Source organism: Arthrobacter sp. BGA-UO-ETr-C19 (assembly GCF_059568005.1).
The window spans coordinates 18,412-30,999 of the sequence record NZ_JCAQPC010000022.1 but is presented as its reverse complement, the minus strand read 5'-3'; the positions used below and the strand labels follow the sequence as shown (position 1 = coordinate 30,999).

10 protein-coding genes are annotated in these 12,588 nt (G+C 65.9%); 8 read left to right on the top strand and 2 right to left on the bottom strand.

Annotated features, from left to right (window positions below; all coding sequences use genetic code 11):
- Positions 1–282 precede the first annotated feature (282 nt).
- From AC57BR_RS15010 to AC57BR_RS14990, 5 genes are all read left to right on the top strand, one after another.
- The gene (locus tag AC57BR_RS15010) at positions 283–1,383 is read left to right on the top strand and encodes a PhoH family protein (protein ID WP_003800832.1); all 1,101 of its coding nucleotides are present in this window, start codon (positions 283–285) and stop codon (positions 1,381–1,383) included.
- The gene (gene ybeY / locus AC57BR_RS15005) at positions 1,367–1,840 is read left to right on the top strand and encodes an rRNA maturation RNase YbeY (RefSeq protein WP_496361921.1); all 474 of its coding nucleotides are present in this window, start codon (positions 1,367–1,369) and stop codon (positions 1,838–1,840) included. The genes AC57BR_RS15010 and ybeY overlap by 17 nt, the downstream gene beginning before the upstream one ends.
- On the top strand, positions 1,837–3,180 hold the full coding sequence (locus tag AC57BR_RS15000; RefSeq protein WP_496361919.1) for a hemolysin family protein: 1,344 nt from the start codon (positions 1,837–1,839) through the stop codon (positions 3,178–3,180). The genes ybeY and AC57BR_RS15000 overlap by 4 nt, the downstream gene beginning before the upstream one ends.
- On the top strand, positions 3,164–4,123 hold the full coding sequence (era, locus tag AC57BR_RS14995) for a GTPase Era (RefSeq protein WP_003800837.1): 960 nt from the start codon (positions 3,164–3,166) through the stop codon (positions 4,121–4,123). The genes AC57BR_RS15000 and era overlap by 17 nt, the downstream gene beginning before the upstream one ends.
- A gap of 127 nt (positions 4,124–4,250) precedes the next feature.
- On the top strand, positions 4,251–5,834 hold the full coding sequence (locus AC57BR_RS14990) for an LCP family protein (protein ID WP_496361917.1): 1,584 nt from the start codon (positions 4,251–4,253) through the stop codon (positions 5,832–5,834).
- Positions 5,835–5,884: 50 nt separating this feature from the next.
- Here the strand turns inward: AC57BR_RS14990 and AC57BR_RS14985 are convergent, their stop codons facing one another.
- The gene (locus AC57BR_RS14985; RefSeq protein WP_496361915.1) at positions 5,885–7,837 is read right to left on the bottom strand and encodes a M13 family metallopeptidase; all 1,953 of its coding nucleotides are present in this window, start codon (positions 7,835–7,837) and stop codon (positions 5,885–5,887) included.
- Between the two features lie 250 nt (positions 7,838–8,087).
- On the opposite strand from AC57BR_RS14985, the gene leuA reads away from it, so the two are divergent.
- The 3 genes from leuA to AC57BR_RS14970 all read left to right on the top strand — a co-directional run bounded on the left by leuA (position 8,088) and on the right by AC57BR_RS14970 (position 11,492).
- Entirely contained in the window at positions 8,088–9,827 is a 1,740-nt protein-coding gene (gene leuA / locus AC57BR_RS14980; protein WP_496361913.1) for a 2-isopropylmalate synthase, read from the top strand.
- Positions 9,828–9,903: 76 nt separating this feature from the next.
- Positions 9,904–10,668, top strand: coding sequence for a DNA repair protein RecO (gene recO, locus AC57BR_RS14975; protein ID WP_496361911.1), 765 nt, complete (start codon positions 9,904–9,906; stop codon positions 10,666–10,668).
- Between the two features lie 2 nt (positions 10,669–10,670).
- The gene (locus AC57BR_RS14970; RefSeq protein ID WP_496361909.1) at positions 10,671–11,492 is read left to right on the top strand and encodes an isoprenyl transferase; all 822 of its coding nucleotides are present in this window, start codon (positions 10,671–10,673) and stop codon (positions 11,490–11,492) included.
- A gap of 38 nt (positions 11,493–11,530) precedes the next feature.
- Here the strand turns inward: AC57BR_RS14970 and AC57BR_RS14965 are convergent, their stop codons facing one another.
- Positions 11,531–12,502 carry an alpha/beta hydrolase gene (locus AC57BR_RS14965; RefSeq protein WP_496361907.1) on the bottom strand — a complete coding sequence of 324 codons (972 nt, stop codon included), beginning with the start codon at positions 12,500–12,502 and terminating at the stop codon, positions 11,531–11,533.
- Positions 12,503–12,588 lie beyond the last annotated feature (86 nt).

The following is a 12,588-nucleotide window of genomic DNA, read 5'->3' as shown; positions in this document are numbered from 1 at the left end:
TTTGTTTGCGGGCACGCCGGACCGTTGCCGGCGAGCTCCTTTTCCAGCATTACACGAGACCTGGGAGCGCTGCGTGCCTTTCGCTGCAGGCGGCCGAACTGCAACGGGAACGATATGAGGCCGATACAAAGTTGATATCTAATTGCGGGAACGCGTTACAGAATTGCGGTCCGCCGTGACCTCCCGGGACGGCAGGCCATGGCGTGCGCTGGCGTAAGATGTAGAGACACAAACGAGTTATGTTCCGAACTGGAGGGAACCGAAGGCCTGTGGGCCGTCACCATGACTGAATCAGCTAACGGAAAGCGCCGCCTCAACACGGGGGACCGAACCACGGGCGAATTCCCCCATACTCTTCCCGGTGTCCGGACGGAGGTGGTCATCTTCGATAACTCTGATCAGATGGTGCAGTCGCTGGGCAGCCACGACGAGGCCCTCCGCTTCATCGAGGACCAGTTCCCGGCAGTCAGTTTCCACGTCCGCGGCAACGAACTCTCCATTAACGGACCCGCGGCCGATGTTCCGCGGATCATGCGCCTGCTCCACGAGGTCCGGGGGCTCGTGGCCCGCGGCACCATTATTACGCCGGCAGTTCTCCAGCAACTGGTTTCGCTGCTCCGCAGCCAGTCGCTGCAGAATCCGGTAGAGGTGCTGACGCACGACATCCTGTCCAGCCGCGGCAAGACCATCCGGCCTAAGACGCTGAACCAGAAGAATTATGTGGACGCCATCGACGCGAACACGGTGATCTTCGGGATCGGCCCCGCCGGCACCGGCAAGACCTACCTCGCGGTGGCCAAGGCGGTGCAGGCCTTGCAGCAGAAGGAAGTCAGCCGGATCATCCTCACCCGGCCCGCCGTCGAAGCGGGCGAACGGCTCGGATTCCTCCCCGGCACGCTCAGCGACAAGATCGACCCCTACCTGCGGCCGCTGTACGACGCGCTGCACGACATGATGGACCCCGAGTCCATTCCCCGGCTGATGGCTGCCGGAACCATCGAAGTGGCGCCGCTGGCCTACATGAGGGGCCGGACGCTGAACGACGCCTTCATCATTCTTGACGAGGCCCAGAACACCACGCCGGAACAGATGAAGATGTTCCTGACCCGCCTCGGCTTCGGTTCCAAGATGGTGGTCACCGGCGACGTCACGCAGGTGGACCTTCCGTTCGGAACCCGCTCCGGCCTGCGCATCGTCGAGGAGATCCTCACCGGAATCGACGACGTCAGCTTCTCCGTCCTGGACGCCGCCGACGTCGTCCGCCACCGCCTGGTGGGGGACATCGTCAACGCCTACAGCATCTGGGACGAAGCACAACGCAACCGGGTCAAGCATTCCGTTCCCCGGGAACGACGGGAGAGCACGCATGAGCATCGAAGTTAACAACGAATCCGGCATCCAGGTGGACGAACCCCGGCTGGTGTCGTTGGCCCGCTTCATCTTCGAGCAGCTGTACATCCATCCGCAGGCGGAGCTGTCCATCCTGCTGGTCGATGAGCCGGCCATGGAAAAGCTGCACATCGAACTCATGGATGAGCCCGGAGCCACCGATGTGCTCTCCGTGCCCATGGACGAGCTGACTCCGGGAACCCCGGACAAGCCCACGCCGCAGGGCATGCTTGGCGACATCGCGATCTGCCCGCAGGTGGCCGAGGTCCAGGCCCGCAACGCCGGACACTCCACGCAGGATGAGATGCTGCTGCTGACCACGCACGGTATCCTTCACCTGCTCGGCTACGACCACGCCGAACCCGAGGAGAAGGCAGAAATGTTCGGCCTGCAGCGCGAACTGCTGACGGCATTCACCGGCAAAGAAGCACCGGCCGAGACCACCCAGTGACCTCCCTGCTCCTGGTCTGCATGGCGCTGGCGTTTCTCGGTGCCGCAGCGCTGCTGACTGCTGCCGAGGCGGCGTTCAGCTTTCTCCCGCGCCACGACGCCGAGCAGGCTGTGCAGGGGAGCCAGGGCCCGGCCCTGCGGAGGATCCTGAATCAGCCGATGACGCACATGCGGGCCCTGCGTTTCTGGCGGATCTGGTTCGAGTCGGCCTCCGCCGTGGCCGTTGCTGTGCTGCTTTACAGCCTGCTGGACAACGTCTGGCTGGCCGGCCTGGCCGCGACAGGCATCATGGCGGTCCTCGGGTTTGTTCTGGTGGGAGTCTCACCGCGCCAGCTGGGCCGCTCGCATCCTGCGGCAGTGGCGCGGTATTCGGCGTCACTGGTCCGGTTCCTGGCCTGGATACTCGGGCCGATCCCCGCCTGGCTGGTCCGGCTGGGCAGCGCCGTGGCCCCGGGTTCGCCCAACGGTGACGATTCCTACTTCAGCGAGGAGGAATTCCGCGAACTGGTTGACCGGGCCACCGAGTCGGACGTGATCGAGGACAACGAGGCCGAACTCATCCAGTCCGTCTTCGAGTTCGGCGACACCCTGGTTCGCGCCGTGATGGTGCCGCGGACCGACATCCTGACCATCGACGCCGGTTCGAGCCTGCACAGCGCGATGGCACTGTTCCTCCGGTCCGGCTATTCCAGGATCCCCGTCATCGGCGAAAACACCGACCAGATCCTGGGCATCATTTACCTCAAGGATGTGGCCGCCGCCATCCACGGGATGGACCCGGAGGCCGAACCGCCCGTGGTGGACGTACTGGCCCGCGAGGTCCGCTACGTTCCGGACTCCAAGCCGGTGAGCGATCTCCTGAGGGAACTCCAGAAGGAATCCACCCACGTGGCCATCGTCATTGACGAATATGGCGGGACCGCAGGGCTGGTGACGCTCGAGGACCTGATCGAAGAGCTCGTCGGCGAAATCGTGGACGAATACGACTCGGAGAGCGCCGCCGTCGTCGATCTGGGCGACGGCACGTACCGGGTTAGTGCCCGGATGGGGATCGACGACCTCGGCGAGCTGTTCGGCATCGAACTGGACGACGACGAGGTGGACACCGTGGGCGGCCTGCTGGCCAAGGCCCTCGGCCGCGTCCCGATCGTGGGCAGCGCGGTGGATATCGACGGCGTTTCGCTGCGCGCCGAGCGGCTGGAGGGCCGCCGGAACCGCGTCAGCCACATTATTGCGGGGGCCGCGCCGAAAGGCCCCGTTACACAAAATACTGACCTTGAAGAACTTCTCGACGAGGCCGAATCAATGCAACAGGGAGTTCCACGTGAGCAAGCAGAATAAGGCCGACGGCGGCGAACCGTTCGGCGGGTACCATGCCGGATTCGCGGTGCTGGTGGGCCGGCCCAACGCGGGCAAATCCACCCTCACTAACGCCCTGGTGGGCAAAAAGGTGGCCATCACGTCCGCCAAGCCCCAGACCACGCGGCACACCATCCGCGGAATCGTCCACCGCGAGGACGCCCAGCTGATCCTCGTGGACACCCCGGGCCTGCACCGGCCGCGCACGCTGCTGGGCAAGCGGCTAAACGACCTCGTGGCCGACACACTCTCAGAAGTGGACGCGATCGGGTTCTGTATCCCCGCCAACGAGAAGATCGGCCCCGGCGACAAATTCATCGCTGCCCAGCTCGCCGCCGTCGGCCGCAAGCCGGTGATTGCCCTCGTGACCAAGGCAGACCTGGTGGACCGGCAGGCCCTGACGGAGCAGCTGCTGGCCGTCGCCGAGCTCGGCAGGGAAGTGCTGGGCGAGGACGGCTGGAAGGACATCGTTCCGGTTTCAGCTGCGGACGGGTTCCAGGTGGGCACGGTGGCGGACGTCCTGATCAGCCACATGCCGCCGTCGCCCCCGCTTTATCCGGACGGCGAGCTGACCGATGAGCCGGAGGCGGTCATGGTGGCTGAACTCATCAGGGAAGCTGCGCTGGAGGGTGTACGCGACGAGCTGCCCCACTCACTGGCCGTGGTGGTGGAGGAAATCGTTCCGCGCGAGGGCCGGACCGAAGACAACCCGCTCCTGGACGTCCGCGTCAACCTCTACGTGGAGCGCCCGTCGCAGAAGGCGATCATCATCGGCAAGGGCGGAAGCCGTCTGCGGGAGGTCGGCACCAATGCCCGGAAGGGCATCGAGGCGCTCCTGGGCACACGCATCTACCTCGACCTGCACGTCAAGGTGGCCAAGGACTGGCAGCGCGACCCCAAGCAGCTGGTGAAGCTCGGGTTCTGACCCGCTGCCGCCTGCATTCCGGGGCTGCCGCCTGCGCGCCGGGCCGCGAACGCCGCATTTCCGGCGTTTTCCCAGAAACGGCTACTAAAATAGGCCGGATCCCATTTTTTCGAGGAAGGTACACCCTGTGGTGCGACGCCGCGACAACCGCGCCCAAGGACCGGGCACTCCTGCCCGCTCCGAGCCAGCTGCCCGGCATGCCGAGGACTCCCGGCTGGGCGCTGCCCGGCACCTGAATGTTCGCCACATGCCCACATGGCTCAAGGTGACCACCGCCGTCGTCGCTGTGGTCCTGGCCGGCGGCCTGGCCTTTGCCGGCTACTGGTACTTCAGGCTGCAGTCCAACATCTCCACGGCCGCATTGGGCGCCGGAAGCAGCCGCACCGACACCACGGACGACGCCACCGGCAGACTGCAGATCCTGATCCTGGGCTCCGACACCCGTGACGGCAAGAACTCCAATTACGGCAGCACCGAGGATTCCACCGGCTACGGCAATTCCGACGTCATGATGCTGATGGACATCTCTGAGGACAACAAGAGGGTCAACGTCATCAGCTTCCCCCGTGACCTGCTCGTGGACATCCCCAAATGCACCGACCAGAAGACTGGCAAGAAGTACGCGGCCCGCAGCGGCATCATGATCAATGAGGCCATGAAAGAGGCCGGCATCGGCTGCGCCGTGGACACGGTCAACAAGCTGACCGGCATGGAGGTGGACCACTTCATGATGGCCGACTTCAACGCCGTCAAGGAACTGTCGAACGCCGTGGGCGGCGTCTCGGTCTGCATCAGCGACGCCGTCTATGACCCAGACTCGCGGCTGCGGCTTCCCAAAGGCACCTCCCAGGTTCAGGGCGAACAGGCCCTTGCATTCCTTCGCACACGCCACGCTTTCGGCGACGGCGGCGACCTCGGCCGCATCAAGGCGCAGCAGGGTTTCCTGTCCTCGCTGACCCGCAAGATCAAGGATGACGGCACCCTCTCCAACCCGGCGAAGCTCCTGAACATCGCCGACGTCATCACCAAGAACCTGACCGTCGACGACGGACTCTCCTCCGTACCGGCGATGATCACCATCGCCAACCGGCTGAAGACGATCGACGTCGGCAAGGTCGCCTTTGTGGCGCTGCCGACTGTCCCTGCCACCAGCGATCCCAACCGGTTGGAGGCTGCGCAGCCGGCGGCCTCACAGCTGTTCGCCGCCCTGCGCAAGGACGTCGACCTGACGGACCCGGACGGGAAGGAAACCCCGGCACCGTCGGCGACGCCCAAACCTTCGGCCAGCTCCACTCCGAAGGCCACACCGAAGCCCACCGCGACCGGGGCGCCGTATGACAAGGCGCTGCAGCCCATCACCGTGGCCAACGGAACCGGCTCAGCCACCAGGACACAGGAAATCGTTGAGGCCGTTGTTGCCGGCGGCTTCACCCAGGTGGGGCAGCTGGAGGCCGACACCACGGCAAAGACCATGGTGTACTACGGACCCGAGTTCGCGGACGTCGCCGCGGATGTGGCAGCCCTGTTCGGTATTCCGGCCGCCCAGGTGGCGCCGTCGTCCGGCGTCTCCGGAGTGCAGCTGTACCTGGGCAGCGACTTCCCGTCCGGAACCAAGTACGGCAAGACCAGCGTTCCCAAGGACATCGTCAACCAGACAGCCGGCGACACCGTTTGCCAGCAGGCAAACCCGGAGCTGATCGTCCAGCAGTGATCAAAAAATGCCGGGCCGCCCCGAATGGGGGCGGCCCGGCATTTTGGGGTTCACCAGATGCTGACGCGCTCCGCCGGAGGCATCCACATGCCGTCCTCCTCCGTGACGCCGAACGCGGCGTGGAAGGAATCGAGGTTCTTGGCAATGGCGTTGGTGCGGAACTCGTTGGGGGAGTGCGGGTCCGTGGCAAGGCGCCGGATGGCCTCCTCGCTGCGGATCACCTGGCGCCAGCCGGCGGCCCAGGAGGCGAAGAAGCGCTGTTCACCCGTCAGCCCGTCGAGCACTGGCGGTTCCTGGCCGTCGAGGCTGAGACGATATGCCTTGTGCGCAATGGTCAATCCGCCAAGGTCGCCGATGTTTTCGCCCAGGGTGAGCTTGCCGTTGACGTTGTGCCCGGGCGCGGCGTAGGGGGACAGCGCGTCGAACTGGTCCACGAGGCGTCCGGTCAGGGCTTCGAAGGCCTTGCGGTCAGCCTCTGTCCACCAGTTGCGCAGCTCGCCCGTGCCGTCGAACTGTGAGCCCTGGTCATCGAAGCCGTGGCCGATCTCGTGTCCGATCACGGCCCCGATGCCGCCGTAGTTCACGGCATCGTCCGCGTCGGCGGTGAAGAACGGCGGCTGCAGGATGGCGGCCGGGAAGACGACCTCGTTCAGCATCGGGTGGTAGTACGCGTTGACGGTCTGCGGCGTCATGAGCCACTTGTTGTGGTCCACCGGCTTGCCCACCTCGTCCAGGTGCCGGTCGACGTCGGCATTGTGGGCCCGCTCGACGTTCCCCAGCAGGTCTGCGGGGTCGATCACCACGGCCGAGTAGTCGATCCACTCGTCGGGGAAGCCGATCTTTGCCCGGAAAGCCCCCAGTTTCCGGAGCGCCTCGGCCTTGGTGTCCTCGCCCATCCATTCCAGGGCGCTAATGCTGTGCCGGTAGGCCTCAATCAGGTTGCCCACGAGCGTCTGCATGCGGGCCTTGTGGCCCTCCGGGAAATGCTTGGCCACATAGATCTGGCCCACGGCCTCGCCCAGTGCTGCCTCGACGACGGCGACGGCCCGCTTCCAGCGGTCCTTGTTCCGCGGCGTGCCGCTGATGGTAGTGCCGTAGAAGGCAAAGTTCGTATCCACAAAGGAGGAAGACAGGTAAGGGGCCGCCGAATTGATGACCCGCAGGGCAAGCCATTCCTGCCACACCGGCAGCGACTCCGAGGCCAGCAGTGCGGCGGCGCCGGCAAAGAAGTCGGGGGTGCTGACCACGATCTCCTGCCGCTTGTCCGCGGCGATGTCCGCGGCCTCGAACCACGTGTCCAGCAGGGGGAAGAGCTCGCGTGCCTCGTCCGCAGACTTCAGGTTGTAGGTTTTCTGCGGGTCGCGGAGCGTGACGTTGTCCCAGTGGTGCGAGGCCAGGGCGGTCTCCAGTGCCACCACCCGGGCCGCGGCGTTTTCGGGATCCCCGACGCCGGCCAGGCCGAACATGGTGCCCACGTACTCCCGGTAGGACTGCACCACCGGGGCGAATTTCTCTTCGCGGTAATAGGACTCGTCGGGGAGCCCGAGGCCGCCCTGTCCCGTGTACAGCAGAACGCGGTCGGGGTTGCCGGCGTCGGGTGCCGGGTAAATGTAGAAGAGCCCCGAAACATCAGCACGGAAGAGCCGGCCGGCCAGTGCCAGCAGATCGGAAATGCTGGCCGTGGCGAAGACCTCGGCCAGGCGTCCGCGGATGGGGTCCAGGCCCTTGGCCTCGACAGCTGCCTCGTCCATGAAGCTGCTGTAGAGATCGCCGATCTTCCGTTCGATGCCGCTGGCCTCGGATCCCTTGGCGGCGGCTTCCTCGATAATTTCCTTGACCGCGAGCTCGGAGCCGTCGCGAAGGGCCGTGAACGTGCCTTCCAGCGGACGGTCGTCGGGGATGGTGGTGTCCTTGAGCCAGGCGCCGTTCACATGCTGGTAGAGGTCGTCCTGCGGCCTCACGCTGCGGTCGATGTTTGACAGGGCGATCCCCGAAATTGGCACAGGAGCTCCTTCGATGACGGGCTGCGGCCGGCGCTCTCACCGGTGCAGCGTCTGCATGGTGGACGTTACTGGAGGTGTTGCCCCTTCATCTTACGCACCCGTGTTACTGTGAAATGGTGCGTGCAGAGCTCCTTCTTCTTAGCTGCCGCGGCGAGGCCTCAGACGCGATCTAGCGCAAGGCCCACCCTCGTCGCGGAGTTTGCGTTGCCCGGCCACCCTTTCACTCAGAATCACAGAAAAGGCCAGATTAATGCGAAACGCACAGAAGCCCTCGGGAATGCCGGTCCACCGCTACATCCCCTTCCAGGACCAGATCAAGGTCGATCTGCCGGACCGTACCTGGCCGGACAAGGTCATCACCACGGCCCCGCGCTGGTGCGCAGTGGACCTGCGGGACGGCAACCAGGCACTGATCGACCCCATGAGCCCGGCGCGCAAGATGAAGATGTTCGACCTGCTGGTCCGGATGGGCTACAAGGAAATCGAAGTTGGTTTTCCCTCCGCGTCCCAGACGGACTTCGACTTCGTCCGCCAGCTGATTGAGGGCAACCACATCCCGGATGACGTCACAATCCAGGTGCTGACCCAGGCCCGCGAACACCTCATCGAGCGGACCTACGAGTCCCTGGTGGGTGCCAAGCAGGCCATCGTGCACCTGTACAACTCCACGTCCGTCCTGCAGCGCCGCGTGGTATTCAACCAGGACGAGGACGGCATCCTGGACATCGCGCTGCAGGGCGCCCGACTGTGCAAGAAGTACGAAGAAACGCTGGGCGACACGCACATCACCTACGAGTACTCGCCCGAGTCCTTCACCGGCACCGAGCTGGAGTACGCGGTCCGCGTCTGCAATGCCGTCGCCGACGTCTTCGAGGCATCCGCCGACCGCCAGGTGATTATCAACCTGCCCGCCACCGTGGAAATGGCCACTCCAAACGTCTACGCGGACTCCATCGAGTGGATGAGCCGCCACCTGCACCCCCGCGAAGGCATCATCCTCTCCCTGCACCCGCACAATGACCGCGGTACCGGTGTGGCCGCGGCCGAGCTGGGCTACCAGGCCGGTGCCGACCGCATCGAGGGCTGCCTGTTCGGCAACGGTGAGCGCACCGGCAACGTGGACCTGGTGACCCTCGGCCTGAACATGTTCGTGCAGGGCATTGACCCGATGATCGACTTCTCCGACATCGACGACGTCCGGCGCACCGTGGAGTACTGCAACCAGCTGCCCGTGGCGGAGCGTGCACCGTACGGCGGCGACCTCGTCTTTACCGCGTTCTCCGGGTCCCACCAGGACGCCATCAAGAAGGGCCTCGAAGCCCTGGAGAAGGATGCGGCGGCCGCGGGCAAGGACGTCAGCGACGTCACCTGGCAGGTTCCCTACCTGCCCGTGGACCCGAAAGACCTCGGCCGCAGCTACGAAGCCGTGATCCGCGTCAACTCCCAGTCCGGCAAGGGTGGCGTGGCGTACCTGCTGAAGAACGAGCACAGCCTGGACCTGCCGCGGCGGGCGCAGATCGAATTCTCCGGCGTCATCCAGCGGCAAACGGACACCGTGGGCGGCGAGGTCAGCGGCGCCCAGCTGTGGCAGCTGTTCCAGGACGAGTACCTGCCCTCCGCCAAGGCGGAAAACCAGTGGGGCCGTTACTCGCTGGGCTCTGTGAAAACCGAAACCGACGAGGACGGGTCCATGACCCTGCACGCCTCGCTGGGCGTGGACGGCACCCACGTCAGCCGCACCGGCACCGGCAACGGCCCCATCGCCGCGCTGCTGGACATCCTCGGCCAGGACGGTGTGGACGTGCGGGTGCTGGACTACAGCGAGCACGCCCTGTCGGAAGGCGGCAGTGCCCTCGCCGCGGCCTACGTCGAAGCCGCCGTGGGAGAACGTGTCCTGTGGGGCGTCGGCATCGATGCAAACACCAGCACGTCGGCGCTGAAGGCAGTCATCTCCGCCGTGAACCGGGCCATCCGGGACGCCCAGGCCTGAGCTTCCTGACAGCTGCGCCGCCGGTCCGCACCGGCGGCGCAGCTGTTTCGGCGGCTGAGCTGTTTTCACGGAGTCAATGGGAAGATTAAGCGTGGTCCAATCATTTGCAGCGCGCAGCTACCGCGACGACGCCGTGGTGTTGCGCACCCACAAGCTGGGCGAAGCGGACCGCATCATCACCCTCCTGACCAAGCACCACGGCCAGGTCAGGGCGGTGGCCAAAGGGGTCCGGCGGACCACCAGCCGCTTTGGCGCCCGCCTCGAACCGTTCATGGTGGCAGACCTGCAGTTGGTGTCCGGCAAGACCCTCGACATCGTGACGCAGGCCGTCGCGAAAGGGGCGTACGGAGGCAACATCGCCGCCGACTACGGGCGGTACACGGTGGCAGCTGCCATGACCGAGACCGCCGAAAAGCTTACCGACGTCGACGGTGAAGCCGGATCCGCGCAGTACAACCTTCTGGTCGGCGCCCTGGCCTCGCTAAGCCGCGGGGACCACGCACCGGAGCTGATCCTGGATTCCTACCTGCTGCGGGCCCTTTCAACCGGCGGCTGGGCGCCCAGCTTCACCGACTGCGCGCGCTGCGGCGCGACCGGACCGCACACCGCCTTTTCTGCCCCGCTGGGCGGCATGGTCTGCGGCGACTGCCGCCCGCCGGGCTCTCCGGCACCGGCGCCGGAGACGGTCTCCCTGCTGGGTGCGCTGCTCACCGGGGACTGGCCGACGGCGGACGCCTCCCTTCCGCTCAACCGCCGGGAATCCGCGGGGCTGGTGGCAAGCTATTTGCAGTGGCACCTGGAACGTGTCCTGAAATCCCTCAAACATGTGGAGCGTACCTAACAGTGTCCTTGGGAAAGAAGACCAGTCCTGCCCGGCGGCGCACCGCTCCGGTGGTGGCCCCGTACCCGCACCCCTCGGGCGCGGTTCCGCCGTCGATTCCGGCCGAGTTCGTGCCCCGGCACGTGGCCATTGTGATGGACGGCAACGGCAGGTGGGCCAACCAGCGCGGCCTGCCGCGGATCGAAGGCCATAAGGCGGGGGAGCCCGCCCTGCTCGACGTCGTGGCCGGGGCCATTGAACTCGGCATCGAATACATCAGCGTGTACGCCTTCTCCACGGAGAACTGGCGCAGGTCTCCCGAGGAAGTCCGCTTCCTGATGGGGTTCAACAAAGAGGTGCTGCGCAGGCAGCGCAACCAGCTCGACGACTGGGGCGTCCGGATCCGCTGGTCCGGCCGGCGTCCCCGGCTCTGGGGTTCCGTGATCCGCGAACTCGAGGAGGCGGAGGCATACACCGCCGGGAACAGCACCTGCACGCTGACCATGTGCGTGAACTACGGCGGCCGGGCGGAAATAGCGGACGCTGTGTCCGCCATTGCCCGGGATGTAGCCGACGGAAGGCTCAAGCCCGGGGCCATCACCGAGAAGACGATCCAAAAGTACCTCGACGAGCCGGACCTTCCCGACGTCGACCTCTTCCTCCGCAGTTCCGGTGAACAGCGCCTGTCCAACTTCATGCTGTGGCAGTCGGCGTACGCGGAGTTCGTCTTCCTGGACACGCTGTGGCCCGACGTCGACCGCCGGACCCTCTGGGATGCGGTGGAGATCTATGCGCAGCGGGACCGCCGGTACGGCGGGGCGGTGGACGCCGCCCAGGCCCTTTAACGCCGGGCCCTGTAGGTTCTGGCTACCCCGCACCCGGCTTAGGCGGCGTAACCCCTGACCCACCTGGCAAGGCGCGCGTAGGCGTCGGCCCGCACGTCGGCGCGGGAAAGGAACACATCGTGGAGGGCGCCGTCGATGCGCTCCACGGTGACGCTCCTGCCCAGCGACATGGCACGGGCGGCAATGGTGTTGACGTCCAGCACAGCGTCCGTTCGGCGCATTTCCTCGTTCCACACCATCCCGTTTTCACTCGCTGCCGACAGAAGGACCAAGATGGGAACCCCGATGCCCAGTCCGCGGGCCACTTTGGCCTGCCCGGCCAGGATGGCACTGAGCCAGGCGGCGCGCACCGGAAAGGCCAGGGGCGGCCGGTAGGCAGGGTCCAGGGTCCACTCGCCTTCCGCGGAACTGCTGATGCTCCGCCAGTAGAAACCGCGTTCCGGCAGCCTGAGCACGGCCTCGGGCCGCAGGCGGGCGATCGGCTCCACCATGGTCCAGGCCGCGCGCCGGACCAGTGCACTGCCATGCATTTCGAGCCACGGACTGTTCAGGACCAGCTGGGAAACCACGCCGGGATTGCGGCTGGCCCACAGGGCTGCCACGAGGCCGCCCGTAGAATGTCCCATGAGCGCGAGCTGCACGGGTCCTGCCCCGCCGGACCCGCCGATCATGCCCACCGCGGTGCCGATCTCGGCGTCGTAATTTCCCAGATCCGCGACGTAGCCGCCGTGCGTGCCCGGCTGCAGGCTGCGGCCATGGTTGTGCATGTCCAGGGCAAAGAACTCGAAGCCCCGCCCTTCCCAGAACCGCGCCAGCTCAACGTTGAAGAAGTAGTCGCTCCAGCCATGCAGGAAGAGCACTGCCCGGCGCGGCCCGGCAGAACGGACCTCGGAGGCATCCGGGGGAGTGAAGCGGACCAGCGTCGCCCTGCGGCGGACGCCGTCTTCGCCCGCGGCCTCGAAGGCGCGGTACTCGAAGCCCGGCCCCAGGATGTCGCTCTGCCACTCCATGGCAACAGCGTAGGCTTTCCAGTCCGGGCCCGGGTGGTGTTGTGTCAGCCCGGTTTGGTCTGTAACGCCGAAGACGGAAAACTAGA

Coding starts and splice junctions, on each gene's coding strand:
- AC57BR_RS15010 (WP_003800832.1), top strand. CDS start 283: ATGACTGAATCAGCTAACGGAAAGCGCCGCCTCAACACGGGGGACCGA.
- ybeY (WP_496361921.1), top strand. CDS start 1,367: ATGAGCATCGAAGTTAACAACGAATCCGGCATCCAGGTGGACGAACCC.
- leuA (WP_496361913.1), top strand. CDS start 8,088: ATGCGAAACGCACAGAAGCCCTCGGGAATGCCGGTCCACCGCTACATC.
- recO (WP_496361911.1), top strand. CDS start 9,904: ATGGGAAGATTAAGCGTGGTCCAATCATTTGCAGCGCGCAGCTACCGC.
- AC57BR_RS14965 (WP_496361907.1), bottom strand. CDS start 12,502: ATGGAGTGGCAGAGCGACATCCTGGGGCCGGGCTTCGAGTACCGCGCC.